Source organism: Xenorhabdus miraniensis, from assembly GCF_002632615.1.
The window spans coordinates 1-25,081 of record NZ_NITZ01000031.1; the positions used below are offsets into that span (position 1 = coordinate 1).

Annotated in this window: 44 protein-coding genes; 38 read left to right on the plus strand and 6 right to left on the minus strand. The window is 44.1% G+C overall.

The window, feature by feature from the left end; translation table 11 throughout:
• The 33 genes from Xmir_RS33055 to Xmir_RS33215 form a co-directional block, all read left to right on the plus strand.
• Window positions 1–157: EF-Tu C-terminal domain-related protein (locus Xmir_RS33055; protein WP_479688411.1), on the plus strand; the 157-nt coding region annotated here is incomplete at its 5' end.
• Window positions 158–406: 249 nt separating this feature from the next.
• Entirely contained in the window at window positions 407–601 is a 195-nt protein-coding gene (bfd, locus tag Xmir_RS33060; RefSeq protein ID WP_099112785.1) for a bacterioferritin-associated ferredoxin, read from the plus strand.
• A 76-nt stretch (window positions 602–677) separates the two neighbouring features.
• Window positions 678–1,154, plus strand: coding sequence for a bacterioferritin (bfr, locus tag Xmir_RS33065; protein ID WP_099112786.1), 477 nt, complete (start codon window positions 678–680; stop codon window positions 1,152–1,154).
• Window positions 1,155–1,459: 305 nt separating this feature from the next.
• Window positions 1,460–1,771 carry a 30S ribosomal protein S10 gene (gene rpsJ, locus Xmir_RS33070; RefSeq protein ID WP_001181005.1) on the plus strand — a complete coding sequence of 104 codons (312 nt, stop codon included), beginning with the start codon at window positions 1,460–1,462 and terminating at the stop codon, window positions 1,769–1,771.
• A 32-nt stretch (window positions 1,772–1,803) separates the two neighbouring features.
• A complete protein-coding gene (gene rplC / locus Xmir_RS33075; protein ID WP_099112787.1) occupies window positions 1,804–2,436 on the plus strand; it encodes a 50S ribosomal protein L3 in 633 nt (210 codons plus the stop codon).
• Between the two features lie 16 nt (window positions 2,437–2,452).
• Window positions 2,453–3,058, plus strand: coding sequence for a 50S ribosomal protein L4 (gene rplD / locus Xmir_RS33080; protein ID WP_045968043.1), 606 nt, complete (start codon window positions 2,453–2,455; stop codon window positions 3,056–3,058).
• Window positions 3,055–3,357, plus strand: a complete 303-nt coding sequence (gene rplW / locus Xmir_RS33085; RefSeq protein WP_038269605.1) for a 50S ribosomal protein L23 — start codon at window positions 3,055–3,057, stop codon at window positions 3,355–3,357. The genes rplD and rplW overlap by 4 nt, the downstream gene beginning before the upstream one ends.
• A 19-nt stretch (window positions 3,358–3,376) precedes the next feature.
• Complete coding sequence (gene rplB / locus Xmir_RS33090; protein ID WP_099112788.1) at window positions 3,377–4,201, plus strand: 50S ribosomal protein L2; 825 nt, start codon at window positions 3,377–3,379, stop codon at window positions 4,199–4,201.
• Window positions 4,202–4,215: 14 nt separating this feature from the next.
• Window positions 4,216–4,494: a 30S ribosomal protein S19 gene (gene rpsS / locus Xmir_RS33095; protein WP_011148791.1), complete on the plus strand. Its 279-nt coding sequence runs from the start codon at window positions 4,216–4,218 to the stop codon at window positions 4,492–4,494.
• Between the two features lie 14 nt (window positions 4,495–4,508).
• Window positions 4,509–4,841 carry a 50S ribosomal protein L22 gene (gene rplV, locus Xmir_RS33100; protein ID WP_010847481.1) on the plus strand — a complete coding sequence of 111 codons (333 nt, stop codon included), beginning with the start codon at window positions 4,509–4,511 and terminating at the stop codon, window positions 4,839–4,841.
• Between the two features lie 17 nt (window positions 4,842–4,858).
• Entirely contained in the window at window positions 4,859–5,560 is a 702-nt protein-coding gene (gene rpsC, locus Xmir_RS33105; protein WP_069317333.1) for a 30S ribosomal protein S3, read from the plus strand.
• 12 nt (window positions 5,561–5,572) lie between these two features.
• Window positions 5,573–5,983: a 50S ribosomal protein L16 gene (rplP, locus tag Xmir_RS33110; protein WP_012990491.1), complete on the plus strand. Its 411-nt coding sequence runs from the start codon at window positions 5,573–5,575 to the stop codon at window positions 5,981–5,983.
• Window positions 5,983–6,174 carry a 50S ribosomal protein L29 gene (gene rpmC / locus Xmir_RS33115; RefSeq protein WP_010847484.1) on the plus strand — a complete coding sequence of 64 codons (192 nt, stop codon included), beginning with the start codon at window positions 5,983–5,985 and terminating at the stop codon, window positions 6,172–6,174. Before rplP ends, rpmC begins: the two co-directional genes overlap by 1 nt.
• Window positions 6,174–6,428: a 30S ribosomal protein S17 gene (rpsQ, locus tag Xmir_RS33120; protein ID WP_010847485.1), complete on the plus strand. Its 255-nt coding sequence runs from the start codon at window positions 6,174–6,176 to the stop codon at window positions 6,426–6,428. The genes rpmC and rpsQ overlap by 1 nt, the downstream gene beginning before the upstream one ends.
• A 173-nt stretch (window positions 6,429–6,601) precedes the next feature.
• On the plus strand, window positions 6,602–6,973 hold the full coding sequence (gene rplN, locus Xmir_RS33125; RefSeq protein ID WP_004246955.1) for a 50S ribosomal protein L14: 372 nt from the start codon (window positions 6,602–6,604) through the stop codon (window positions 6,971–6,973).
• Window positions 6,974–6,983: 10 nt separating this feature from the next.
• Entirely contained in the window at window positions 6,984–7,298 is a 315-nt protein-coding gene (rplX, locus tag Xmir_RS33130; protein ID WP_099112789.1) for a 50S ribosomal protein L24, read from the plus strand.
• 13 nt (window positions 7,299–7,311) lie between these two features.
• Entirely contained in the window at window positions 7,312–7,851 is a 540-nt protein-coding gene (gene rplE / locus Xmir_RS33135) for a 50S ribosomal protein L5 (protein WP_045968052.1), read from the plus strand.
• A 12-nt stretch (window positions 7,852–7,863) separates the two neighbouring features.
• Window positions 7,864–8,169 (plus strand): 30S ribosomal protein S14, encoded by a 306-nt coding sequence (gene rpsN / locus Xmir_RS33140; protein ID WP_010847489.1) that lies wholly within the window; start codon window positions 7,864–7,866, stop codon window positions 8,167–8,169.
• 33 nt (window positions 8,170–8,202) lie between these two features.
• Window positions 8,203–8,595 (plus strand): 30S ribosomal protein S8, encoded by a 393-nt coding sequence (gene rpsH / locus Xmir_RS33145; protein ID WP_038240479.1) that lies wholly within the window; start codon window positions 8,203–8,205, stop codon window positions 8,593–8,595.
• A gap of 14 nt (window positions 8,596–8,609) precedes the next feature.
• Entirely contained in the window at window positions 8,610–9,143 is a 534-nt protein-coding gene (rplF, locus tag Xmir_RS33150; RefSeq protein ID WP_099112790.1) for a 50S ribosomal protein L6, read from the plus strand.
• Between the two features lie 9 nt (window positions 9,144–9,152).
• On the plus strand, window positions 9,153–9,506 hold the full coding sequence (gene rplR, locus Xmir_RS33155; RefSeq protein WP_038240476.1) for a 50S ribosomal protein L18: 354 nt from the start codon (window positions 9,153–9,155) through the stop codon (window positions 9,504–9,506).
• A gap of 14 nt (window positions 9,507–9,520) precedes the next feature.
• Window positions 9,521–10,021, plus strand: coding sequence for a 30S ribosomal protein S5 (gene rpsE / locus Xmir_RS33160; RefSeq protein WP_047961671.1), 501 nt, complete (start codon window positions 9,521–9,523; stop codon window positions 10,019–10,021).
• A gap of 5 nt (window positions 10,022–10,026) precedes the next feature.
• Window positions 10,027–10,206, plus strand: a complete 180-nt coding sequence (rpmD, locus tag Xmir_RS33165) for a 50S ribosomal protein L30 (protein WP_008913894.1) — start codon at window positions 10,027–10,029, stop codon at window positions 10,204–10,206.
• Window positions 10,207–10,209: 3 nt separating this feature from the next.
• Window positions 10,210–10,644 (plus strand): 50S ribosomal protein L15, encoded by a 435-nt coding sequence (rplO, locus tag Xmir_RS33170; protein WP_069317325.1) that lies wholly within the window; start codon window positions 10,210–10,212, stop codon window positions 10,642–10,644.
• 7 nt (window positions 10,645–10,651) lie between these two features.
• Window positions 10,652–11,983, plus strand: a complete 1,332-nt coding sequence (secY, locus tag Xmir_RS33175; protein ID WP_099112791.1) for a preprotein translocase subunit SecY — start codon at window positions 10,652–10,654, stop codon at window positions 11,981–11,983.
• A 32-nt stretch (window positions 11,984–12,015) separates the two neighbouring features.
• A complete protein-coding gene (gene rpmJ / locus Xmir_RS33180) occupies window positions 12,016–12,132 on the plus strand; it encodes a 50S ribosomal protein L36 (protein WP_012768118.1) in 117 nt (38 codons plus the stop codon).
• A gap of 148 nt (window positions 12,133–12,280) precedes the next feature.
• Window positions 12,281–12,637 carry a 30S ribosomal protein S13 gene (gene rpsM / locus Xmir_RS33185; RefSeq protein ID WP_038240472.1) on the plus strand — a complete coding sequence of 119 codons (357 nt, stop codon included), beginning with the start codon at window positions 12,281–12,283 and terminating at the stop codon, window positions 12,635–12,637.
• 15 nt (window positions 12,638–12,652) lie between these two features.
• Complete coding sequence (gene rpsK, locus Xmir_RS33190) at window positions 12,653–13,042, plus strand: 30S ribosomal protein S11 (RefSeq protein ID WP_002919257.1); 390 nt, start codon at window positions 12,653–12,655, stop codon at window positions 13,040–13,042.
• 35 nt (window positions 13,043–13,077) lie between these two features.
• The gene (gene rpsD / locus Xmir_RS33195; protein ID WP_045960135.1) at window positions 13,078–13,698 is read left to right on the plus strand and encodes a 30S ribosomal protein S4; all 621 of its coding nucleotides are present in this window, start codon (window positions 13,078–13,080) and stop codon (window positions 13,696–13,698) included.
• A gap of 25 nt (window positions 13,699–13,723) precedes the next feature.
• Window positions 13,724–14,713 (plus strand): DNA-directed RNA polymerase subunit alpha, encoded by a 990-nt coding sequence (locus Xmir_RS33200; RefSeq protein ID WP_038269634.1) that lies wholly within the window; start codon window positions 13,724–13,726, stop codon window positions 14,711–14,713.
• Between the two features lie 40 nt (window positions 14,714–14,753).
• Window positions 14,754–15,146 carry a 50S ribosomal protein L17 gene (gene rplQ / locus Xmir_RS33205; RefSeq protein WP_047961667.1) on the plus strand — a complete coding sequence of 131 codons (393 nt, stop codon included), beginning with the start codon at window positions 14,754–14,756 and terminating at the stop codon, window positions 15,144–15,146.
• Between the two features lie 177 nt (window positions 15,147–15,323).
• Window positions 15,324–15,737, plus strand: coding sequence for a Zn(2+)-responsive transcriptional regulator (zntR, locus tag Xmir_RS33210; protein ID WP_099112792.1), 414 nt, complete (start codon window positions 15,324–15,326; stop codon window positions 15,735–15,737).
• A gap of 108 nt (window positions 15,738–15,845) precedes the next feature.
• A complete protein-coding gene (locus Xmir_RS33215) occupies window positions 15,846–16,046 on the plus strand; it encodes an alternative ribosome-rescue factor A (RefSeq protein WP_099112793.1) in 201 nt (66 codons plus the stop codon).
• Between the two features lie 46 nt (window positions 16,047–16,092).
• On the opposite strand, the gene trkA is transcribed toward Xmir_RS33215, so the two are convergent.
• From trkA to def, 4 genes are all read right to left on the minus strand, one after another.
• Entirely contained in the window at window positions 16,093–17,469 is a 1,377-nt protein-coding gene (gene trkA / locus Xmir_RS33220; protein ID WP_099112794.1) for a Trk system potassium transporter TrkA, read from the minus strand.
• A gap of 94 nt (window positions 17,470–17,563) precedes the next feature.
• Window positions 17,564–18,856, minus strand: coding sequence for a 16S rRNA (cytosine(967)-C(5))-methyltransferase RsmB (gene rsmB / locus Xmir_RS33225; RefSeq protein ID WP_099112795.1), 1,293 nt, complete (start codon window positions 18,854–18,856; stop codon window positions 17,564–17,566).
• Between the two features lie 82 nt (window positions 18,857–18,938).
• The gene (gene fmt / locus Xmir_RS33230) at window positions 18,939–19,886 is read right to left on the minus strand and encodes a methionyl-tRNA formyltransferase (protein ID WP_099112796.1); all 948 of its coding nucleotides are present in this window, start codon (window positions 19,884–19,886) and stop codon (window positions 18,939–18,941) included.
• Between the two features lie 24 nt (window positions 19,887–19,910).
• Window positions 19,911–20,423, minus strand: coding sequence for a peptide deformylase (gene def / locus Xmir_RS33235; protein WP_099112797.1), 513 nt, complete (start codon window positions 20,421–20,423; stop codon window positions 19,911–19,913).
• A gap of 131 nt (window positions 20,424–20,554) precedes the next feature.
• Here def and dprA point away from each other — a divergent pair, with 131 nt between their 5' ends.
• From dprA to Xmir_RS33260, 5 genes are read left to right on the plus strand one after another with little or no spacing between them, the layout of a single operon-like run.
• Window positions 20,555–21,643, plus strand: a complete 1,089-nt coding sequence (gene dprA / locus Xmir_RS33240; protein ID WP_099112798.1) for a DNA-protecting protein DprA — start codon at window positions 20,555–20,557, stop codon at window positions 21,641–21,643.
• 57 nt (window positions 21,644–21,700) lie between these two features.
• Window positions 21,701–22,261 (plus strand): DNA topoisomerase family protein, encoded by a 561-nt coding sequence (locus tag Xmir_RS33245; RefSeq protein ID WP_099112799.1) that lies wholly within the window; start codon window positions 21,701–21,703, stop codon window positions 22,259–22,261.
• Window positions 22,254–22,823, plus strand: a complete 570-nt coding sequence (gene tsaC / locus Xmir_RS33250; RefSeq protein WP_099112800.1) for an L-threonylcarbamoyladenylate synthase type 1 TsaC — start codon at window positions 22,254–22,256, stop codon at window positions 22,821–22,823. Before Xmir_RS33245 ends, tsaC begins: the two co-directional genes overlap by 8 nt.
• A 5-nt stretch (window positions 22,824–22,828) precedes the next feature.
• A complete protein-coding gene (aroE, locus tag Xmir_RS33255; RefSeq protein WP_099112801.1) occupies window positions 22,829–23,647 on the plus strand; it encodes a shikimate dehydrogenase in 819 nt (272 codons plus the stop codon).
• Window positions 23,644–23,913, plus strand: a complete 270-nt coding sequence (locus Xmir_RS33260) for a DUF1488 family protein (protein WP_099112802.1) — start codon at window positions 23,644–23,646, stop codon at window positions 23,911–23,913. Before aroE ends, Xmir_RS33260 begins: the two co-directional genes overlap by 4 nt.
• Here the strand turns inward: Xmir_RS33260 and Xmir_RS33265 are convergent.
• Entirely contained in the window at window positions 23,880–24,434 is a 555-nt protein-coding gene (locus Xmir_RS33265) for a gamma carbonic anhydrase family protein (protein WP_099112803.1), read from the minus strand. The genes Xmir_RS33260 and Xmir_RS33265 overlap by 34 nt on opposite strands.
• A gap of 342 nt (window positions 24,435–24,776) precedes the next feature.
• Window positions 24,777–25,081: hypothetical protein (locus Xmir_RS33270; RefSeq protein WP_208620376.1), on the minus strand; the 305-nt coding region annotated here is incomplete at its 5' end.

Below are 25,081 nucleotides of genomic sequence, written 5' to 3' on the forward strand. Positions count from 1 at the left end.
ACTGCCAGAAGGCGTAGAGATGGTAATGCCAGGTGACAACATCAACATGGTAGTTAACCTGATTGCGCCAATCGCAATGGACGAAGGTCTGCGTTTCGCGATCCGTGAAGGCGGCCGTACTGTAGGTGCTGGTGTTGTTGCTAAAGTTATTGCTTAATCTTTGATTATCAAAAGATTATAACGAAAGAGGGGCCTTGGCTCCTCTTTTCTATTTTTAGCCACCATAATTGGTGGCTTTGTTTTATCTCAAGGCAGAACAAAAACAATAATTGAAATGAGATTTATTTCTATTTACTATACCCTTGTATCGTTTATTTTATAAACGTAACCAACTTTAAGTGTAGCTATTTTATCTGACCTAAATAGTTATCAAGAGTGTAATGTAAATAGCTAGAAGAGTGCTTCCATGTATGTCTGTCTCTGTAATGCAATAAGTGATAAAACCATACGCAACGCTGTTCATCAGCAACATGTTCGTTCTATCAGAGAGCTGAGGGACTTTGTTCCTGTAGGAAGTGATTGCGGAAAATGCATACGTCAGGCACGTGAAATCATAAATGAGGAGATTGCCCTCCTGCCCCCAATAAATAATGTTGCTTAAAATAGATCCAATTTTCTTGCAATTACTCTGCTAAACGAGTACTACACTATAGTTACTGGAAGCGGAGGAAATTGTTATGAAAGGTGATAAAAAAATAATTGCACATTTGAACAAACTTCTTGGTAATGAGCTTGTCGCTATTAATCAGTATTTTTTACATGCCCGAATGTTTAAAAATTGGGGATTGGTGCGATTAAATAACGTTGAGTACCACGAATCTATTGACGAAATGAAGCATGCAGATAAGTTTATCGAGCGCATTCTCTTTCTGGAGGGGATACCAAATCTACAAGATTTGGGCAAACTCAATATAGGTGAAGATGTAGAAGAGATGCTACGTTCTGACCTGGAATTAGAATTACGTGGTGCAAAAGATCTGAGAGAAGCAATCGCATATGCTGATTCAGTTCATGATTATGTCAGCCGGGACTTGATGATAGAGATACTTACGGATGAAGAAAATCATATAGACTGGCTGGAAACTCAATTTGAACTCATATCTAGAATTGGTATACAAAATTACATTCAATCTCAGCTTGCTGAAGAAGAATAGCTATAATTTGCCGCCCTATAACTATAATTTACTGTATATAGGGCGCTTTTCCTTTTTCCCCCTTCCGATGTGTATTTTTTGAATAGATTTCATCCTTAATCTTGCTTTGTGAGTAAATTCACGTATAATGCGCGAGCTTACCTACGTAGTAGGACTGATTTTATCAGTAATGAGCGGTGAATTACCGCCATTTAAAATACTCCCGATATGGGAGTTACACATTGAACGATTACACTCCCCCATCAATCGAAATGGGTGCGAGGAGTAATTATTTACGTTTATAAAATAGTTGGAGCTCTGGTCTCATGCAGAACCAAAGAATCCGTATCCGCCTGAAAGCATTTGATCATCGCTTGATCGATCAATCAACTGCGGAAATCGTAGAGACCGCTAAGCGCACTGGTGCGCAGGTTCGTGGTCCGATCCCGCTGCCGACTCGTAAAGAGCGTTTTACCGTTCTGATTTCTCCGCACGTTAACAAAGATGCGCGTGATCAGTACGAAATTCGCACTCACAAACGTCTGGTTGACATCGTTGAGCCAACCGAGAAAACCGTTGATGCTCTGATGCGTCTGGATCTGGCTGCCGGTGTAGACGTGCAGATCAGCCTGGGTTAATCAGGTCATTGAACGATTGAGAGGTTGAAACAATGATTGGTTTAGTCGGTAAAAAAGTGGGTATGACTCGCGTCTTCACAGAAGATGGCGTTTCAATCCCTGTAACTGTTATCGAAATCGAAGATAACCGTGTTACTCAAGTTAAAAGCAACGAGACTGACGGTTATCGTGCAATTCAGGTAACGACTGGTAGCAAAAAAGCTAACCGCGTTAATAAAGCTGAAGCAGGTCATTTCGCTAAAGCTGGCGTTGAAGCTGGTCGCATCCTGCGTGAATTCCGTCTGTCAAAAGGCGACGCAGAGTTCACTGTAGGCCAAAGCATTAGCGTTGAAATTTTCGCTGACGTTAAAAAAGTCGACGTTACTGGTACATCTAAAGGTAAAGGTTTCGCGGGTACTGTTAAACGCTGGAACTTCCGTACTCAGGATGCTACCCATGGTAACTCCTTGTCCCACCGTGTTCCGGGTTCTATCGGTCAGAACCAGACTCCGGGCAAGGTATTTAAAGGCAAGAAAATGGCAGGCCAACTGGGTAATGAGCGTGTAACCGTTCAGAGCCTAGATGTAGTACGTGTTGACGCTGAGCGTAACCTGCTGCTGGTCAAAGGTGCTGTTCCAGGTGCAACGAACAGTAACCTGATCGTAAAACCGGCTGTCAAGGCGTAACGTCGAGGAGATAGGAATGGAATTGGTAATGAAAGACGCGCAAAGCGCGCTGACTGTTTCCGAAACTACCTTCGGGCGTGATTTCAATGAAGCGCTTGTGCATCAAGTAGTTGTTGCGTATGCAGCTGGTGCTCGTCAAGGTACTCGTGCTCAGAAAACTCGTGCTGAAGTTTCTGGTTCAGGTAAAAAACCATGGCGTCAGAAAGGCACTGGCCGTGCGCGTTCTGGTTCTATTAAGAGCCCAATTTGGCGCTCTGGTGGTGTAACTTTCGCAGCGAAGCCACAGGACCACAGTCAAAAAGTTAATAAAAAGATGTACCGCGGTGCTCTGAAAAGCATCCTGTCTGAACTGGTACGTCAAGATCGTCTGATCGTTGTCGAGAAGTTCTCTGTTGAAGCACCTAAAACTAAGTTGCTGGTACAGAAACTGAAAGAAATGGCTCTGGAAGACGTGCTGATCGTCACTGGTGAAGTTGATGAGAACCTGTTCTTAGCAGCTCGTAACCTGTATAAGGTTGACGTTCGTGATGCCGCAGGTATCGACCCAGTAAGCCTGATCGCCTTCGACAAAGTGGTTATGACTGCTGAAGCTGTGAAGCAAGTTGAGGAGATGCTGGCATGATCCGTGAAGAACGTCTGCTGAAAGTACTGCGCGCGCCGCACGTATCTGAAAAAGCTTCTACAGCGATGGAAAAAAGCAACACCATCGTTCTCAAAGTTGCGAAAGACGCGACTAAAGCAGAGATCAAAGCTGCCGTACAGAAACTGTTTGAAGTTGAAGTTGAAGGTGTAAACACTTTGCTGGTTAAAGGTAAAGTTAAACGCCACGGTCAGCGTATTGGTCGTCGTAGCGACTGGAAAAAAGCTTACGTCACCCTGAAAGAAGGCCAGAATCTGGACTTCGTTGGCGGCGCTGAGTAAGTCGGAGGAGTAAAGAACAATGGCAATTGTTAAATGTAAACCTACGTCTCCGGGCCGTCGCCACGTTGTTAAAGTGGTTAACCCTGAGCTGCATAAGGGTAAGCCTTATGCTCCGTTGTTGGAAAAAAACAACAAAACTGGTGGTCGTAACAACAATGGTCGCATTACCACTCGTCACATCGGTGGTGGCCATAAGCAGCATTATCGTCTGATTGACTTCAAACGTAACAAAGATGGTATCCCTGCTGTTGTTGAGCGTCTGGAATATGATCCAAACCGCTCAGCAAACATTGCACTGGTTCTGTATAAAGACGGTGAGCGTCGTTACATCCTTGCGCCTAAGGGCCTGAAAGCAGGTGACCAGATCCAGTCTGGTGCTGATTCAGCAATCAAGGCGGGTAACGCTCTGCCAATGCGCAACATCCCGGTTGGTTCTACTGTTCACAACATAGAAATGAAACCAGGTAAAGGTGGCCAGCTGGCTCGTTCAGCAGGTGCTTATGCTCAGATCGTTGCACGTGATGGTGCTTATGTAACCCTGCGTCTGCGTTCTGGTGAAATGCGTAAAGTGCTGTCTGACTGCCGTGCTACCTTAGGTGAAGTTGGTAACGCAGAACATATGCTGCGCGTTCTGGGTAAAGCTGGTGCAAGCCGCTGGCGTGGTATCCGTCCTACCGTTCGCGGTACGGCGATGAACCCAGTAGACCATCCACATGGTGGTGGTGAAGGTCGTAACTTTGGTAAACACCCTGTAACTCCATGGGGCATTCAGACCAAAGGTAAGAAGACCCGTAGCAACAAACGTACTGATCAATACATCGTACGTCGCCGTTCTAAAAAATAATTAGAGGATAAGCCATGCCACGTTCTCTCAAGAAAGGTCCATTTATTGACCTGCACTTGCTGAAGAAGGTAGAGAAAGCGGTGGAAAGCGGAGACAAAAAGCCTATTAAGACTTGGTCCCGTCGTTCAACGATCTTTCCTAACATGATCGGTTTGACCATCGCTGTCCATAATGGTCGTCAGCATGTTCCAGTTTTTGTTTCCGACGAAATGGTTGGTCACAAACTGGGTGAATTCGCGCCGACCCGTACTTATCGCGGCCATGCGGCCGATAAAAAGGCTAAAAAGCGCTAAGGTAGGAGGAAGAGATGGAAACTATCGCTAAACATCGCCACGCTCGTTCTTCTGCTCAGAAGGTTCGCCTTGTGGCTGACCTGATCCGCGGTAAGAAAGTGTCGCAAGCTCTGGAAACTCTGACCTATACCAACAAGAAAGCTGCTGGTTTAGTGAAGAAAGTACTTGAGTCTGCTATTGCTAACGCAGAACACAACGATGGCGCTGACATCGATGATCTGAAAGTCACGAAAATTTTCGTAGACGAAGGCCCAACTATGAAGCGTATTATGCCTCGTGCCAAAGGCCGCGCAGATCGTATCCTGAAGCGCACCAGCCACATTACTGTGGTTGTGTCCGATCGCTGAGACTCTGGAGACTAGCAATGGGTCAGAAAGTACATCCTAATGGTATTCGTCTGGGGATTGTCAAACCTTGGAACTCTACCTGGTATGCGAATACTAAAGAATTCGCTGACAACCTAGACAGCGACTTTAAAGTTCGCCAGTACTTGAACAAAGAACTGGCTAAAGCATCTATTTCACGTATCGTTATCGAACGTCCTGCGAAAAGCATCCGTGTGACCATTCACACTGCTCGTCCAGGCATTGTAATCGGTAAAAAAGGTGAAGACGTTGAAAAACTGCGTAAGGCTGTAGCGGATATCGCTGGCGTTCCTGCGCAGATTAATATTGCCGAAGTGCGTAAACCTGAACTGGACGCAAAATTGGTTGCTGACAGCATCAGCTCACAGCTGGAACGTCGTGTTATGTTCCGTCGTGCTATGAAGCGTGCTGTACAGAACGCAATGCGTCTGGGCGCTAAAGGTATCAAAGTGGAAGTAAGCGGCCGTTTGGGCGGTGCTGAAATCGCGCGTACTGAATGGTATCGTGAAGGTCGTGTACCTCTGCATACTCTGCGTGCGGACATCGACTACAATACTTCTGAAGCGCACACCACTTATGGTGTAATCGGCGTTAAGGTATGGATCTTCAAAGGTGAGATCCTGGGTGGTATGGCTGCAGTTGAACAGGCGGAAAAACCGGCTGCTCAACCTAAAAAGCAGCAGCGTAAAGGCCGCAAGTAAGGAGAGTCGCTGATGTTACAACCAAAGCGTACGAAATTCCGTAAAGTGCACAAAGGCCGTAACCGCGGTCTGGCTGCAGGTGCGGATGTTAGCTTCGGCACTTTCGGTCTGAAAGCTGTGGGCCGTGGTCGTCTGACTGCTCGTCAGATCGAAGCGGCACGTCGTGCTATGACCCGTGCAATTAAGCGTCAAGGTAAAATCTGGATCCGTGTGTTCCCAGACAAACCTATCACCGAAAAGCCACTCGAAGTGCGTATGGGTAAAGGTAAAGGTAACGTAGAATACTGGGTTGCCTTGATCCAGCCCGGTAAAGTCCTGTATGAAATGGACGGTGTACCTGAAGAGCTGGCTCGTGAAGCATTCAAGCTGGCAGCAGCGAAACTGCCTATCAAAACCACCTTTGTAACTAAGACGGTGATGTAATGAAAGCACAAGAGCTGCGCGAAAAAAGCGTTGAAGAGCTGAACACTGAGCTGCTGAACCTGTTACGCGAACAATTTAATCTGCGTATGCAGGCGGCGAGTGGCCAGCTGCAACAGTCTCACCTGTTGAAACAAGTGCGTCGTAATATTGCACGCGTTAAGACTTTACTGACTGAGAAGGCGGGTGCGTAATGACCGATAAAATCCGTACTCTGCAAGGTCGTGTTGTTAGCGACAAAATGGAAAAATCCATTGTTGTTGCTATTGAACGTAAGGTGAAACACCCTCTGTATGGTAAATTCATCAAACGTACGACCAAACTGCACGTACATGACGAGAACAATGAATGTGGAATTGGTGATGTAGTGGAAATCCGCGAAACCCGTCCACTGTCTAAGACTAAATCTTGGACCTTAGTTCGCGTTGTAGAGAAAGCGGTTCTATAATAGATCGCTGTATCGTACGAAATAAACGGCTCAGAAAAACAGGGCCGTTTATTTTTCTGTCCATCGCGAAGATGTGGTGTTATAATGCCGCGCCCTCGTAGTATGGGATATTGAAACGGCCTCTTTAAAAATAAAGTGGCTCAGTAGTAGTTGACATTTAGCGGAGCACTAAAATGATCCAAGAACAGACTATGCTGAACGTGGCCGACAACTCCGGTGCACGTCGCGTAATGTGTATCAAGGTTCTAGGTGGCTCGCACCGTCGCTACGCAGACGTCGGTGATATCATCAAGATCACAATCAAGGAAGCAATTCCTCGTGGTAAAGTGAAAAAAGGTGATGTCCTGAAAGCGGTAGTGGTGCGCACCAAGAAGGGTGTTCGTCGCCCGGACGGTTCTGTCATTCGCTTCGATAGCAACGCTTGCGTATTGTTGAACAACAATAGTGAGCAGGTTATCGGTACGCGTATTTTTGGGCCGGTAACTCGTGAACTTCGTAATGAAAAGTTCATGAAAATTATCTCTCTGGCACCTGAAGTACTCTAAGGAGCAGACAATGGCAGCGAAAATCCGTCGTGATGACGAAATTATCGTGCTGACCGGTAAAGACAAAGGTAAGCGCGGTAAAGTAAAACAGGTTCTTTCTTCTGGTAAGGTCATTGTTGAAGGTATCAATCTGGTTAAAAAACATCAGAAGCCAGTTCCGGCTCTGAATCAACCAGGTGGCATCGTTGAAAAAGAAGCAGCAATTAATGTTTCTAACGTTGCAATCTTTAACGCAGCAACCGGCAAGGCTGACCGTGTAGGTTTTAGATTCGAAGATGGCAAAAAAGTCCGTTTCTTCAAATCTAATAGCGAAACTATCAAGTAATTTGGAGTATACGATGGCGAAACTGCATGATTACTACAAAGACGAGGTAGTCCAGAAACTGATGACTCAGTTTGGTTACCATTCTGTCATGCAAGTCCCTCGGGTCGAGAAGATCACCCTGAACATGGGTGTTGGTGAAGCAATCGCTGACAAAAAACTGCTGGATAACGCAGCAGCTGATTTGGCAGCAATCTCTGGTCAAAAACCATTGATCACCAAAGCTCGCAAGTCAGTTGCAGGCTTCAAAATCCGTCAGGGCTATCCAATCGGCTGTAAAGTAACCCTGCGTGGAAAACGCATGTGGGAGTTCTTTGAGCGCCTGATTTCTATTGCTGTACCACGTATCCGTGACTTCCGTGGTTTGTCCGCTAAATCATTTGATGGACGTGGTAACTACAGCATGGGTGTTCGTGAGCAAATCATCTTCCCTGAAATCGATTACGATAAAGTGGATCGTGTACGTGGTTTAGATATTACTATCACCACTACTGCGAAATCTGATGATGAAGGCCGCGCACTGTTGGCTGCGTTTAACTTCCCGTTCCGCAAGTAAGGCAGGGTACTCATGGCTAAGCAATCAATGAAAGCACGTGATGTAAAACGTGCGAAATTAGCTGAGAAATTCTTCGCAAAACGCGTTGAGCTGAAAGCGATCATCTCTGATGTAAACGCATCTGATGAAGACCGTTGGAATGCTGTTCTCAAGCTGCAAACACTGCCACGTGATTCCAGCCCTTGCCGTCAGCGTAACCGCTGCCGTCAAACTGGGCGTCCGCATGCGTTCTTGCGGAAGTTTGGGTTGAGCCGTATTAAAGTCCGTGAAGCCGCTATGCGCGGTGAAATCCCGGGCCTTAAAAAGGCTAGCTGGTAATTGTCACCAATTGAATCACGGGAGTAAAGACAGATGAGCATGCAAGATCCGATCGCGGATATGCTGACCCGTATCCGTAACGGTCAGGCCGCGAATAAAGTTGCGGTCACCATGCCTTCCTCCAAGCTGAAAGTGGCAATTGCCAAAGTGCTGAAGGAAGAAGGTTACATTGAAGATTTTAAAATCGAAGGCGACACCAAGCCAGAACTGGAAATAACACTGAAATATTTCCAAGGTAAGGCTGTTGTAGAAAGTATTCAGCGTGTAAGCCGCCCAAGTCTGCGCATCTATAAGAAAAAAGATGAGCTGCCACAAGTTATGGCTGGTTTGGGTATCGCTGTTGTTTCTACCTCTAAAGGTGTAATGACTGATCGTGCAGCTCGCCAGGCTGGTCTGGGTGGCGAGATTCTCTGCTACGTAGCTTAATTCGGGAGGAAAGAATGTCTCGTGTTGCAAAAGCACCCGTCGTCATTCCTGCCGGCGTAGAGGTTAAACTCAACGGTCAGGTTATTTCGATTAAGGGTAAAAACGGCGAGCTAAGTCGTACAATCCACAACGCAGTTGAAGTTAAACATGCGGATAACCAACTGACTTTCGCACCTCGCGAAGGTTTTGCTGATGCTTGGGCACAGGCGGGTACTACTCGTTCTTTGCTGAATGCAATGGTTATTGGTGTTAACGAAGGTTTCACTAAGAAACTCCAACTGGTGGGTGTTGGTTACCGTGCAGCAGTTAAAGGCAATGCAGTTAGCTTGTCTTTAGGCTTCTCGCATCCGGTTGAGCATCAACTACCAGCAGGCATAACTGCGGAATGCCCATCACAAACTGAAATCGTACTGAAAGGTGCTGATAAGCAGGTGATTGGTCAGGTTGCGGCAGATCTGCGTGCCTATCGTCGTCCTGAGCCATATAAAGGCAAGGGTGTTCGTTACGCCGATGAAGTCGTGCGTACCAAAGAGGCTAAGAAGAAGTAAGGTAACACTATGGATAAGAAAGCAGCTCGTATCCGTCGTGCGACCCGCGCACGCCGCAAGCTCCAGGAACTGGGTGCAACTCGCCTGGTGGTACACCGTACCCCTCGCCATATTTATGCGCAGGTTATCGCACCAAATGGTTCTGAAACTCTGGTGGCCGCTTCTACAACAGAAAAAGCTATCAGTGAACAACTGAAATTTACTGGAAACAAAGAAGCCGCAGCATTAGTTGGTAAAATTGTTGCTGAACGTGCTCTGGAAAAAGGCATTAAAGATGTGTCCTTTGACCGTTCTGGTTTCCAATATCATGGTAGAGTCCAGGCACTGGCAGATGCTGCCCGTGAAGCTGGCCTTCAGTTCTAAGGTAGAGGTGTAAGATGGCTCACATCGAAAAACAAGCTGGCGAACTGCAGGAAAAGCTGATCGCGGTAAACCGCGTATCTAAAACCGTTAAAGGTGGCCGCATTTTCAGCTTTACAGCACTGACTGTAGTTGGTGATGGTAACGGTCGCGTTGGTTTTGGCTACGGCAAAGCACGCGAAGTTCCGGCAGCAATCCAGAAAGCGATGGAAAAAGCTCGTCGCAATATGAAAAATGTCGCACTTAACGGCGGCACTCTGTACCACCCAGTGAAAGGCTCACACACCGGTTCTCGCGTGTTCATGCAGCCTGCACACGAAGGTACAGGTATCATCGCCGGTGGTGCGATGCGTGCTGTTCTGGAAGTGGCTGGAGTTCGTAACGTACTGGCTAAAACCTATGGTTCCACTAACCCAATCAATGTGGTTCGTGCAACTCTGGATGCATTAGACAGCATGAAGTCTCCAGAAATGGTCGCAGCTAAGCGTGGCAAATCCGTCGAAGAAATTCAGGGGTAATGACCATGGCTAAGACTATTAAAATCACTCAGGTTCGCAGTTCAATTGGTCGTTTGCCTAAACACAAGGCAACTCTGACTGGTTTAGGCCTGCGTCGCATTGGTCATACAGTTGAACGTGAAGATACACCAGCTGTTCGCGGTATGGTCAACTTGGTTTCCTATATGGTTAAAGTTGAGGAGTAACAGATGCGCTTAAATACTCTGTCTCCGGCTGAAGGTGCCAAGCACGCACCTAAACGTGTAGGTCGTGGTATTGGTTCTGGTCTGGGTAAAACCGGTGGCCGTGGTCACAAAGGTCAGAAGTCTCGTTCTGGCGGTGGCGTTCGTCGCGGTTTTGAAGGCGGCCAGATGCCTCTGTATCGTCGTCTGCCAAAATTTGGTTTTACTTCACGTAAGGCAATGATCACTGCAGAAATTCGTCTGTCTGATTTTGCTCGTGTTGAAGGCGATGTTATCGATCTGAATGCACTGAAAGCTGCTAACATCATCGGCCCTCAAATTGAATTCGCTAAAGTAATGCTTTCTGGCGAAGTCAATCGCGCAGTAACTGTGCGTGGCTTGCGTGTTACTAAAGGCGCCCGCGCTGCTATTGAAGCTGCTGGCGGTAAAATTGAGGAATAAGTAACAGATGGCTAAACAACCAGGATTAGATTTTCAAAGTGCCAAAGGCGGATTAGGCGAGTTAAAACGCAGACTTTTGTTTGTCATTGGAGCTCTAATTGTTTTCCGTATTGGCTCTTTTATTCCAATCCCTGGTATTGATGCCACTGTGCTTGCCAAATTGCTCGAGCAGCAAAGAGGCACCATCATTGAAATGTTTAACATGTTCTCTGGTGGTGCTTTAAGCCGTGCTTCTATCTTTGCACTGGGTATAATGCCATATATTTCGGCGTCTATTATTATCCAGTTGCTAACTGTGGTTAACCCCCGTTTAGCAGAGATTAAGAAGGAAGGGGAAGCTGGTCGTCGTAAGATCAGTCAGTACACCCGTTATGGCACATTAGTGCTGGCAATATTCCAGTCAATCGGTATTGCTACTGGGTTGCCAAATATGCCTGGAATGCAAGGCTTAGTGATTAATCCTGGTTTTGCGTTCTATTTCACGGCTGTTGTAAGTCTGGTCACGGGAACCATGTTCTTGATGTGGCTGGGTGAGCAGATTACTGAACGAGGTATCGGTAACGGTATTTCGATCATAATCTTTGCTGGTATCGTTGCGGGTTTACCGCCTGCGATTGGTCACACCATCGAGCAAGCTCGGCAAGGCGACTTGCACTTCCTCCTGTTGCTGTTGGTTGCAGTATTAGTGTTTGCCGTAACTTTCTTTGTTGTTTTCATGGAGCGTGGTCAACGTCGTATCGTTGTTAACTATGCTAAACGTCAACAAGGTCGTAAAGTTTTCGCGGCACAAAGTACACATTTACCGTTGAAAGTGAATATGGCTGGGGTTATCCCTGCAATTTTTGCTTCCAGTATTATTTTGTTCCCTGGTACCATAGCCTCTTGGTTTGGTGGTGGAACAGGCTGGAGCTGGTTGACAACTATTTCTATGTATTTGCAGCCAGGTCAACCGCTTTATGTGTTATTATACGCGTCTGCAATCATCTTCTTCTGTTTCTTCTACACGGCTTTGGTATTCAATCCAAGAGAAACAGCAGATAACCTGAAGAAGTCCGGTGCATTTGTACCAGGAATTCGTCCGGGAGAGCAAACGGCTAAGTACATCGATAAAGTAATGACTCGTTTAACCCTAGTTGGTGCGTTATATATTACTTTTATCTGCTTAATCCCGGAGTTCATGCGTGATGCAATGAAAGTTCCATTCTATTTTGGTGGTACTTCCCTACTGATTGTAGTTGTCGTCATCATGGACTTTATGGCTCAAGTGCAAACTTTAATGATGTCGAGTCAGTATGAGTCTGCATTGAAGAAGGCAAACCTGAAAGGGTATAACCGCTAATAGGTTTGCTTGAGAAGTTACGGAGAGTAAAAATGAAAGTTCGTGCTTCCGTCAAGAAATTATGCCGCAACTGCAAAATCGTTAAACGTAACGGTATCGTTCGTGTGATTTGCAGTGCAGAGCCTAAGCACAAACAGCGCCAAGGCTAATTAATCGCATATTTTTCTTGCAAAGTTGGGTTGAGCTGGCTAAATTAGCCAGCCAATCTTTTTTATCTGACAGCAACATTGTTTGAGTATCCTGAAAACGGGCTTTTCAGAATGATGTTGCAGTGAATAAATATTGTAGGAGTGCATAGTGGCCCGTATAGCAGGCATTAACATTCCTGATCAGAAACATACCGTAATCGCGTTAACCTCGATCTACGGCATCGGTAAAACCCGCTCACAAGCAATCTGTGCAGCAGCGGGCATTGCTGAAAATGTTAAGATCAGTGAGCTGTCTGAAGAGCAAATTGACAAGCTGCGTGACGAAGTTGCTAAATACGTTGTAGAAGGTGATTTGCGTCGTGAAGTGACCCTGAGTATCAAACGTCTGATGGATCTTGGTTGCTATCGTGGTTTGCGTCATCGTCGTGGTCTGCCAGTTCGCGGTCAGCGTACTAAGACCAATGCACGTACCCGTAAGGGTCCGCGTAAACCGATCAAGAAATAATCGGGGTATTGAATAATGGCAAAAGCACCTATTCGTGCACGTAAGCGTGTAAGAAAACAAGTCTCTGACGGTGTGGCTCATATCCATGCTTCTTTCAACAACACCATCGTTACTATTACTGATCGTCAGGGTAACGCATTGGGTTGGGCAACTGCTGGTGGTTCCGGTTTCCGTGGTTCTCGTAAATCTACTCCGTTTGCGGCTCAGGTTGCAGCAGAGCGCTGTGCCGAAGCAGTAAAAGAATACGGAATTAAGAACCTGGAAGTTATGGTTAAAGGACCTGGTCCTGGCCGTGAGTCAACTATCCGCGCATTAAACGCGGCTGGTTTCCGCATCACTAATATTACTGATGTGACTCCGATCCCTCATAACGGTTGTCGTCCACCGAAAAAACGTCGCGTTTAATGCGTCTTCGTTTTTAGGATTGTTGGAGAAAGAAAATGGCAAGATATTTGGGTCCTAAGCTCAAGCTGAGCCGTCGCGAGGGTACAGACCTTTTCCTGAAGTCTGGCGTTCGCGCGATTGACACCAAGTGTAAATTAGAACAGGCACCAGGCCAGCACGGCGCACGTAAACCGCGTCTGTCTGACTATGGTGTACAGTTACGTGAAAAACAAAAAGTTCGTCGTATTTACGGTGTTCTGGAACGTCAATTCCGTAACTACTATAAAGAAGCGACCCGTCTGAAAGGCAACACAGGTGAAAACCTGCTGAATTTGCTGGAAAGTCGCTTGGATAACGTCGTTTATCGTATGGGCTTTGGCGCGACTCGTGCTGAATCACGTCAGATGGTAAGCCACAAGGCTATCATGGTAAATGGTCGCGTTGTTAACATCGCTTCTTATCAGGTATCCCCGAATGACGTAGTCAGCGTTCGTGAAAAAGCGAAGAAGCAGGCTCGCATTAAAGCAGCCTTAGAGCTGGCTGAGCAGCGTGAGAAACCAACTTGGTTGGAAGTTGATGCTGCGAAGATGGAAGGTGTGTTCAAACGTATTCCTGAACGTACTGATCTATCCGCTGACATTAACGAACACCTGATCGTCGAGCTTTACTCTAAGTAAAGCTTAGCACCAAAGAGAGGACACAATGCAGGGTTCTGTGACAGAGTTTCTAAAACCGCGCCTGGTAGATATCGAGCAAGTCAGTTCGACGCACGCCAAGGTGACCCTTGAGCCATTAGAGCGTGGCTTTGGCCATACTCTTGGCAACGCACTGCGCCGTATTCTGCTTTCGTCTATGCCGGGTTGTGCGGTGACTGAGGTTGAGATTGATGGTGTACTGCATGAGTACAGCACCAAAGAAGGTGTACAGGAAGATATCCTGGAGATTCTCCTCAATCTGAAAGGGCTGGCGGTGAAAGTTCAGGGTAAAGATGAAGTTATCCTTACCTTGAATAAATCTGGCATTGGCCCTGTGACTGCAGCCGACATCATCCATGATGGTGATGTCGAAATCGTCAAGCCGCAGCACGTAATCTGCCATCTGACTGATGAAAGCGCTTCCATTAGTATGCGTATTAAAGTTCAGCGCGGTCGTGGTTATGTGCCGGCTTCTGCCCGAATTCATTCGGAAGAAGATGAGCGCCCTATCGGTCGTTTGTTAGTAGATGCTTGCTATAGCCCAGTAGAGCGTATCGCCTACAATGTTGAAGCAGCTCGTGTAGAACAGCGTACTGACCTGGATAAGCTGGTTATCGAGATGGAGACTAACGGTACAATCGATCCTGAAGAAGCGATTCGCCGTGCAGCTACCATTCTGGCTGAGCAACTGGAAGCTTTTGTTGACTTACGTGACGTACGTCAACCAGAAGTTAAAGAAGAGAAGCCAGAGTTTGATCCGATCCTGCTGCGCCCTGTTGACGATCTGGAATTGACTGTCCGCTCTGCTAACTGCCTTAAAGCAGAAGCTATCCACTACATCGGTGATCTGGTACAGCGTACCGAGGTTGAGTTACTTAAGACACCTAACCTGGGTAAAAAATCTCTTACTGAGATTAAAGACGTACTGGCTTCGCGTGGACTTTCTCTGGGCATGCGTCTGGAAAACTGGCCACCAGCAAGTATTGCTGATGAATAACTAGATCACAGGTTAAGGTTTTACTGAGAAGGATAAGGTCATGCGCCATCGTAAGAGTGGTCGTCAATTGAACCGCAACAGCAGCCATCGCCAAGCTATGTTCCGTAACATGGCAGGTTCTTTGGTTCGTCATGAAATCATCAAGACGACTCTGCCTAAAGCGAAAGAACTGCGTCGCGTCGTTGAGCCGCTGATTACTCTTGCCAAGACCGACAACGTAGCTAATCGTCGTCTGGCATTCGCCCGTACTCGTGACAACGAGATCGTGGCAAAACTGTTTAATGAACTGGGCCCGCGTTTTGCGAGCCGCGCAGGTGGTTACACTCGTATTCTGAAGTGTGGCTTCCGTGCTGGTGACAATGCACCGATGGCATACATCGAGCTTGTTGACCGCGCAGCTGAGTCTCAGACAGAAACAGCATCTGCAGAGTAATCTGTAGAAGCGTAAAAAACCGGGTATTATCCCGGTTTTTTATTGCTCCTTAATTCTCTTCCAATCATCATTATCTTGTTTCTTATCAAATAACCTGTAAATTCTCTCTGTATAGGTGACCTCTTAGACTATTCTGATAAAATTATTTCTACTTTCTATTTGATGGGAGTATCTCTGATGTATCGTATTGGCCAGTTGGCTAAATTAGCAAGTGTTACACCAGACACTATCCGTTTTTATGAAAAACAGGGACTGATGGTTCATGGAGAAAGAACAGAAGGTGGTTATAGACTTTATACAAAACAAGATCTACAGAGATTACGTTTTATCCGTTATGCAAAACAATTGGGTTTCACGTTAGAAGCGATTGTAGAATTATTATCTATTCGGGTGGATCCTGAGCATCACACATGTCAGGAATCGAAACATATCGTTGATTCAAGATTACAGGAAGTTGAAGAAAAATTATTGGAAATGCAAAAAATGCGTGATTCTCTGAAAATGTTAAGTGATGCGTGTTGTGGTAGCGCACATGTAAGTACATATTGTTCTATATTGGAAATTTTGGAGGAGGGTGCAACGAATAAATAATTTTTCTTTATTATTCCGAATACTAAGAGTACAATTGCCTTGTTTTTAATCAAATAATTATTTCAATTAATTAATCATTTCTTAAATTAACTTTTCTTAGAGGTCATTATGACAACTTATCACCATAAAAAAGGTGTGATCAAAGATAATGCTATAGAAGCCTTACTGCATGATCCTTTATTTAGACAGAGAGTAGAAAAAAACAAAAAAGGTAAAGGAAGTTATAATCGTAAAGCAAAACACGGCAAAAATAGTGGTTGGGAGGCCAATGATAATAATTTTTTCAAGTTGTTATCATTGGCCTTCTAACTTATTAAGTGACGATACCCGTTTAATAAAGCTGAGGCAGGTGTCTTTAAAGGAAGAAAGGGCTTGGCTGGAAAAGTTTTTCCACTTCAGGAACGAATTTTTTATCAGTAATAAACATGATTACATGGTCACCTTGCTGAATGATACTGTAATCATTAGCAATAATGACTTCTTCATTGCGGACAATAGCACCAATTGTTGTTCCTGGCGGCAGTTTAATATCACCTATTTTGCGCCCAACAACTTTTGATGTATGCTCATCACCATGAGCAATGGCTTCGATCGCTTCAGCAACACCACGCCTTAATGAAAATACACTCACAATATCGGCTTTACGAACATGACCAAGTAATGCTGAAACTGTTGCCTGTTGAGGTGAGATGGCAATATCAATGACTCCACCTTGTACTAAATCAACATATGCACTGCGTTGAATGAGAACCATCGCTTTTTTCGCTCCCATTCGTTTTGCAAGCATCGCTGACATAATGTTGGCTTCATCATCATTTGTTAATGCGATAAAAACATCAACTTGTTCAATATGCTCTTCAGCTAGCAGTTCTTGATCAGAAGCATCTCCATAGAACACAATGGTATCATGTAGTAATTCTGCAAGTTCTGTTGCTCTTTCTTGGTTATGCTCAATTAGTTTGACGCTATAATCTTTTTCAAGCCGTAAGGCTAAGCCTGCACCAACATTGCCTCCACCAACGATCATGATGCGTTTATATGGTTTTTCAAGACGTTGTAATTCACTCATTACAGCTCTGATATGTTGCGATGCGGCAACGAAAAAAACTTCATCCCCTGCTTCAATAATTGTTGAGCCTTGTGGCCTAATTGGACGGTCTTGGCGGAATATTGCAGCAACTTTGCTATCAATATGTGGCATATGCTCCCGAAGTGAAGATAAAGCATTTCCTACTAGCGAGCCTCCATAATAGGCTTTGACTGCAACAATACTGACTCGGCCTTCCGCGAAATTAACAACTTGCAATGCGCCGGGGTATTGGATCAGTTTATAAATGTAATCAATGACCAGTTGCTCAGGAGATATCAGATAATCAATTGGAATATGATCAGGTTGGAATAGTTTTTCTGATTCACGGATATACTCTGATGATCGTATTCTAGCGACTTTATTGGGGGTATTGAATAGAGAGTAAGCAATCTGGCATGCAATCATATTGGTTTCATCGGAGTTTGTCACAGCGACCAACATATCAGCATCTTCAGCCCCTGCTTCTCTTAATACTCTAGGATGAGAACCATGACCATTTACAACCCTCAGATCAAATTTATCCTGCAACTGACGTAAACGATCTGTATCGGTATCAACGATAGTAATATCATTGTTTTCATCAACCAAATTTTCGGCTAATGTTCCGCCAACCTGGCCTGCACCTAGAATAATTATCTTCATAGCACTCTCTTCTTGATTAGAAGCTGTTTTCCTATTCTTGATATTTTAGCAAAATGGTAAAATTCTCTCGTTCCAATAGAACGAGAGAAAAATATTACTGCTTAGTTAGCCGAGCATAAAAGAAACCGTCACCACCTGTTATTTCTGGAATGATTTGTGTTCCTGGTTTTTCCTGTGTGCCTGTTTCTGATGATAACTCAGCATCTGAATGGCGTTTCAAAAATGCTTTAATTTGATCACTATTTTCCTGAGGCAAAATTGAGCAGGTAGCATAAACTAGGGTGCCATTTTTCTTTAAATATGGCCAGATAGCATCAAGAATTTCAGATTGTAATGTGGCTAATTGCTCAATATCATCACTTCTGCGTAGCCATTTTATGTCAGGATGACGGCGAATAACTCCAGTTGCCGAGCACGGTGCATCAAGGAGAATACGATCAAATTGTTCATCTGTAGCCCACTTATGTGGAAGACGACCATCACCTGTTTTTACGACGGCATGTAAATTAAGTCTCTGTAAATTTTCATTCACCCGCTTAATTCTTTGCTCATCAATATCGATAGCTAGTACTTTCGATTTTGGCGCTATCTCGAGGATATGAGTGGTTTTTCCTCCGGGAGCCGCACAAAGATCGAGTATAGATTCTTCGTTACATGGAGTTAAAAGCTCGGCACATCCTTGGGCAGAGCGATCTTGAATAGTTACCCACCCTTTATCAAATCCGGGTAGGGTATTTACAGGACGAGGGATTAGTAAGCGAATAGCATTAGGATGGTCCTTATCCAATTCTGCTTCTATATTTGCCTCTTCTAATAGAGCGAGATATTCATTAGCCGTATGATGGAATTGGTTCACCCGTAGCCACATTGGAGGTTTTTGGTTGTTGGCATCCACTATATTTTGCCAATTGTGTGGATAAGCTTTTTGTATACGTTCTAACAGCCACTTAGGATGTAAATATTGGCTGATATGATTATTTGCTCGTTCGATTAATTCTTGTTGTTGGCGCTGAAATTGGCGAAGGACGCCATTGATTAACCCTTTTAGTTGCGGTCGTTTTAAGGTAATCGCACCATTGACGGTTTCGGCAAGTACAGCATGTGCAGGAATGCGTGTATAAATAAGCTGATAAATTCCAACCATGATTAAGTAGTGGAAAATACGTTGTTTTCCTTTTAATGGTTTTTCCATTAATTGATTAATAAACCATTCAAGTTGAGGTAATACCCTCATAACTCCAAAGCAGAGTTCTTGCAGCAGAGCCTTGTCTTTGTCAGAAATTCTTTGTTGCATTTCAGGTATAACGGTGCTGAGAGATTGCCCTTGCTCAAGTACTTGGGTGATCGCTTTTGCAGCGATGCTTCGCAGGTTGTATGTATTTTTCATGGTATGGTTAAAAAGCTGGCTGTCGTCAGCATCATAAAATAGGAAGACGCCTATATGCTAAGAGCATACAGGCAAATTAGTATTAGTTGATTTTATTGCCTGGTGTAAACCATTCACGTTTGGAATTTAAGAGATCGGCAGCGGACATTGCTTTTTTACCAGGAGGCTGCAACTGAGTGATATTTAGTATTCCATCGGCAGTCGCAATTTGGATTCCTTTTTTATCTGCGCTGATAATTGTTCCAGGGGCTTGGATGGTTTGCTCTGCGATGACATCTGCTTGCCAGATCTTAATGGGGTGATCATCTATTAAGAAGAAGCTCATCGGCCAAGGGTTGAAAGCACGAACACAACGTTCAAGCTGGATTGCTGATAAATTCCAGTCCATTTTTGCTTCATCTTTGCTCAGTTTTTCGGCGTATGTCGCAAGAGAACTATCTTGAGTTTCAGGTTGGCATTTTCCCGATGTGATTAAATTTAAGGTATCGAGTAAAGCTTTTGGACCAATATTGGCAAGTTTTTCATATAAGCTGGCACTAGTGTCTTCATTTTTAATTGGGCAAATGGCTTTCAACAGCATATCACCAGTATCAAGCCCAGCATCCATTTGCATGATCGTCACGCCAGTTTCTTGGTCTCCTGCCCAAATTGAGCGTTGGATAGGAGCAGCTCCACGCCAGCTAGGCAACAATGAACCGTGAACATTCAGGCATCCCAAACGAGGAATATCTAATACGATTTGGGGAAGAATCAGCCCATATGCAACAACAATCATAATATCGGCTTTCTGTTCTATGACCCATTGTTGGCTTTCTTCTGTACGTAAGGTTGTTGGCTGGAAAACAGGAATACCCTGTTTTTCAGCCAATACCTTTACAGGACTTGGTGTCAGTTTCTTACCTCTTCCTGCCGGCTTATCTGGTCGAGTGAGTACTCCAACAACTTGATGTTGAGAGCTTAATAAAGCAGTCAAATGGCGGGCCGCGAAATCAGGGGTTCCGGCAAAAATAATACGTAAAGAATCAGACACTGTTATTTCCTGCAATGATAAAATTTATTTGCTTTTGGCTCTCAGACGGTCAATTTTTTCAACTTTCTGACGGATGCGTTGGCGTTTCAATGGGGAGAGATAATCGACAAAAAGTTTACCGACTAAGTGATCCATTTCATGTTGAATACAAATTGCCAACAGACCATCTGCTTCTAATTCAAATGCCTGGCCGTTATAATCTAGAGCCTTAATTCTTACTTTCTCAAAACGTGGTACAAATCCACGCTGTTCAGGAACTGATAGACAACCTTCTTCTATTCCTGTTTCACCAGACTCATCAACTAACTCTGGGTTAATAAGAACAAGACGTTGCTCACGATCCTCAGAGACATCAATGACAATAATTCTTTGATGAATATCGACTTGTGTTGCCGCTAAACCAATACCTTCTTCTGCATACATCGTTTCGAACATATCATCAATGATACGTTGGATTTCTGCATCGACTTTTTCTACTGGCTTTGCAATTGTGCGAAGTCGTTCGTCTGGATAATGTAATACTTGTAAAACTGACATATGTGTTTAGAACTGCATCCAAAAAGTGAGTAATAATTGCTGCCTATTCTAGACATTTCCCGTTTAGATTGACAGCATTGAACATAAAATAATCATGCAGAAGTTACCTTCAATTAGGTCAGGATGACGATATGGAAACAATGGAAATGTGGTTGCGAATGAAAATGGTCACTCATCTTTCAGCAGCAAAGGCGGTATTCATTATGGATCGCCTGTTACACGCGAAGAATTGCAGCACTACTTTTCTTAAAGAATGTGGTTTGTCACCTACGCAATGTTTGCAATTTATGAAGGCTAACTCTGCCACATTGATATCGGCTTTCAATTGGTTAGAACAACCGAATAACCATTTATTGACTTTATCTCATCCTGGATATCCTCCTTTATTAAAACAGATACATTCACCACCTCTTGTACTTTTTGTCACGGGTGATGTATCGCTCCTGTCCCAAAAACAAATTTCCATGGTTGGCAGCAGAACAGCAACTTTCTATGGTGAAAAATGGGGTAAGACCTTTGCTAGTGAATTAGCTAGAAACAATCTGATCATAACTAGTGGCTTGGCGATTGGTATTGATGGTATTTGCCATCAGGCAACATTAGATTCAGGTGGAAAAACTATTGCTGTACTTGGTAGTGGGCTTAACAATATTTATCCCACTCGTCATCAGGCACTGGCTCATCGTATTAAAGAAAATGGCGCATTGGTCTCTGAATTTTTTCCTGATACGCCGCCCAAAGCGAAAAATTTTCCAAGACGAAATCGGATTATTAGTGGATTGAGTTTGGCTCTTCTTATTGTGGAGGCTCATAAAAACAGTGGATCACTAATTACAGCACGCTGTGCTCTTGAACAAGGGAGGGATATTTTTGCATTACCCGGCCCGCTAGGTACTCCTTCAAATGAGGGCAACCATTGGTTAATTAAGCAAGGGGCTTATCTGGCAACAAGTGTGATGGATATAATGGAACATATTAATTCGTCGTTTCAATGGATTAATTTTGAAGGAAAAGTGGAAGAAAAGGATAGTGAACAATTTGCACAAACAGAGTTGCCATTTGCGGATGTGCTGGTTAACGTAGGTAACGATGTTACACCTATTGATGTGATCGCTCAGCGTTCTTCCCTTCCTATTACAGAAGTCATGACCAAGTTATTGGATTTAGAGCTTATGGGAAAAGTTGCCGTTGTTGCTGGTGGATATGTCCGAACCAATTAATCTATTTAATTTGTATTTTTTCCAACGTTATGATGGCTGGTATTTAGCGAGTGAAATATGCCTAAGAAAGTTCCCTTTGCTATAAAAGAAACAGAATACTGCCCTGAGTGTGGTGCTGAGTTAGTCATCCGTAATGGATCACATGGTCTATTTTATGCGTGTTCTGGTTACCCATCCTGCAATTATCTTCGTCCTTTGAAATCACAGGGTGATGGGCATATTGTAAAAGAATTGGATGGACAGATCTGCCCAGCATGTGGTTTTACTTTGGTCTTACGGCAAGGACGTTATGGCATGTTTATTGGCTGTAGTCACTATCCTGAATGTGAGCATACAGAATTGATTGATAAACCAGACGATACATCAATTAATTGTCCTCAATGCCAACAAGGACAGTTATTTCAGCGTAAATCTCGTTTTGGAAAAACATTTCATTCCTGTAGTCGTTATCCCGATTGCCAATTTGCGCTTAACAATAAACCTGTGCCGGGAGAATGTATGTTTTGCCACTATCCATTGTTAATGGAAAAACGCGCTTACCAAGGCATAAAATTGTTTTGTGCCAGTAAATTGTGTAGTAAGCAACAATTCAATGAAATTGAGAAAGAAAATGAGTAATGAAATCCCACCTGCATTTGATGCAATTATCACGGCCTTAAAAGAAGAAAAAGTCATTGCCTATCCAACAGAGGCTGTTTTTGGATTAGGGTGTGATCCCGATAGTGAGAACGCAGTACAAGAGCTTTTAGCGTTGAAAAACCGGTCTTGGGAAAAAGGCCTAATTCTTATTGCTGATAATTATGAGCGGCTATGTCCTTATATTGACGATGAGCAATTGAGCGATATACAAAAGGAAACCATATTTTCCTCTTGGCCTGGTCCTGTTACATGGGTTATACCAGCGAAAAAAACAACACCAAAATGGTTAACAGGTAAGTTTTCAACGTTGGCGGTTCGAGTCACTACCCATCCTTTGGTTAAGCAATTATGTTCTGGTTATGAAAAACCACTTGTGTCGACCAGTGCTAATCTAAGCGGATTAGAACCATGCCGGAGTGTGGAAGAAGTGCGCCAGCAATTTGGGAATCGTGTCCCGATTTTGGAAGGAGAAGTAGGGGGGCGTAAAAATCCATCGGAAATCAGAGACGCTTTAACGGGTAAGTTATATCGGCAAGGGTAAAAATAATGGATAAATTCGCGGTTTTTGGTAACCCAATTGAACATAGTAAGTCCCCTTATATTCATCGATTATTTGCTGAACAGACTGGCATTGAACATCAATATGGGAAAATATTTGCACCAATAGAAAGCTTTGAACAAACTTTAGCTCATTTTTTTGCACAAGGTGGTTTGGGAGCTAATATCACCGTCCCTTTCAAAGAAAGAGCTTACCGATGCTCAGATGAGTTGACTGAGCGGGCAAGGATTAGTGGAGCTGTCAATACATTAAAATTGGTCGGCGGAAATCAACTTATTGGTGATAATACTGATGGGATTGGGTTACTGGTGGATCTACAGCGGCTTAACTTCATTGCCCCGGGACAAAGGATTTTGATTATTGGTGCGGGTGGGGCTGCGAAGGGAGTAATCTCTCCTTTGCTCTCATTGGGATGCTCCGTCACTATCACTAATCGTACTTTTGAGCGGGCTCAACTAATTGCGAATAAATTTTCTCTATTAGGTGATATCCGGGTTGTTGAGATGGAGGCACTTATTTCTCCAGACTTTGATATCGTCATTAATGCAACGGCTTCCGGCCTTGATGGAGAAATTCCTGCGATATCACCGTTACTTTTTCAAAACAATAGCGTTTGTTATGACATGTATTATCAGTATGGATTAACACCTTTCCTCAGCTTTGCTCATCAAAATGGAGCTTCACGTTTAGCTGATGGTTTGGGAATGTTGGTAGGGCAAGCTGCGCACGCTTTTGAATTGTGGCATGGGGTATTTCCTGAAATAGGATCTGTTTTAACTGCTTTAAGGCGAGAATTACACTCATGAATCAATCAATTCAATTTCCTGATCGTGAAGAATGGGATGAAAACGGGAATAAAGTGATATTTCCAGCAATGGTAGATGGTTTGCTGGTGGAATGTGTGATTAGTGCTGATGAGATTATTGCGCGTTATGGTCAAGCTCATCACCCACTCGTTCTGTTTCGTCAACACCGCTGGGATCTAGAAGAGGAGTTTGAAACGGTTATTTTGAGTGGGCATGATGATCAGTTTGGGCGTTATTCTTTGCTTTCAGATTGTGTCGCTAAATAATTGTCTTTCCAGTTGGCGTAATTATTAGCAGAATAAAGCAGCCCTTCTAATTCTTCAGGTTTGAGTTTTCTCACTTGTTTTGCTGGGCTACCTACGTACAGATATCCTCTTTCTAGCCTTTTTCCTGGGGGAATTAGGCTGCCAGCTCCGATGATTACATCATCTTCAATAATGGCACCATCAAGCACAATAGTTCCCATACCAACTAATACTCGATTTCCTATCTTACATCCATGCAGCATTGCTTTATGGCCCACAGTGACATCTTCTCCAATTATTAGTGGGTAACCATCAGGGTTATCATTAGATTTGTGAGTTACGTGCAAAACAGAGCCATCTTGAATATTTGTGCGAGAACCAATGGAGACATAATTCACATCTCCACGGATAACTACCAGAGGCCAGATACTTACATCTTCTGCCAATCTGACATCTCCAATCACAACAGAAGAAGGATCTAAAAGAACTTTTTGACCAATTTGAGGATAAAAATTTAAGTATTGACGCAAAACAGTGGACATAAAAGACCTCAACAGTAAGAACGAATAACAATTAGTAGAAATGTTATTGAGGAAAATATCACCACGCAATCAAAAAATTTGTTTTAATATTAGGCTAATTGAGTGGTTTTTATATCAAAAAGAGCAAAAAATACTCGATCGAAAATAAAATTCAAAAAAACTATTGTCAGCGCCGTAAAACTCCCTATAATGCGCCACCACTGACCGACGCTGAGCTGAGACACGCCGCTGAGGGAAGTGAGAGAAAAGCGAAAATAACCGCTTGACTCCGGAGGCGAAAAGCGTAAGATACTCAGCCTCGCAACCCGGAAGAGACTTTCGGTTGCACCGCTCTTTAACAAATTAATCAGACAATCTGTGTGGGCACTCGCAAGACACTATCTGCGCCGGAAGGCGAAAAAGATTAAAAAAGTCTTGAAGAGTGACTAAAACAGTTAATTCATTATGAACTAACAGTAACAATTCTTTGAGCATCAAACACTTTAATTGAAGAGTTTGATCATGGCTCAGATTGAACGCTGGCGGCAGGCCTAACACATGCAAGTCGGGCGGCAGCGGGAAGAAGCTTGCTTCTTTGCCGGCGAGCGGCGGACGGGTGAGTAATGTCTGGGGATCTGCCCGATGGAGGGGGATAACCACTGGAAACG